This is a genomic window from Vibrio sp. 811, assembly GCF_033339195.1.
Genome location: NZ_JAWOUB010000899.1, coordinates 1 through 530, shown reverse-complemented (window position 1 = coordinate 530; position 530 = coordinate 1). Strand labels below are relative to the sequence as shown.

1 protein-coding gene is annotated in these 530 nt (G+C 49.8%); it reads right to left on the bottom strand.

Translation table 11 applies throughout. The annotated features are described in order from the left end of the window. Positions 1-530, bottom strand: a 530-nt coding sequence (locus R7Q46_RS30015) for an Ig-like domain-containing protein (RefSeq protein ID WP_318078698.1), incomplete at both ends; no start/stop codon positions are given.

The following is a 530-nucleotide window of genomic DNA, read 5'->3' as shown; positions in this document are numbered from 1 at the left end:
CACAGATATCCGTGTCACCCTCATCTTGTGCGGTGAAAATGCCATTTGTGCCTGGCATGACAACGCTACAATCTGTGGAGTCCCACTCTACGAGATGGCTAATATCACGGGTTTGCTTGTCAGTATATTCACCGTAAGCTTTCGCTTGAAAGCTTAGCCCTTTGGCAATCGCCTTATGTGGCACATCGAAGTAAATGTTGGTCAACTTCGCGTCCACAACCTGTACAGTCATTTCGCTACTGAACTCATCTAGGTCTGCGCGAATGACCGAAACACCCGTTTTAAGCGCTGTAATCACACCGCGTTCGTCGATGTTAACGATATCAGCATTATCAACGTTCCAAACAACTTGTGATGTAAGGTCGTCTTGAGTGCCATCGTTATAAAAGCCGATGACTTTCACCTGCGCCAGCTCACCCTCTGCAAGTGACACGCGGCTTTGGTTTAGTGCAATACGAGACACCACTTTGTCTGGTACTGGCGGCTCGGGAATAACGGGATCAGCAGGCTCCGGCGGCGTCACCTCTGGC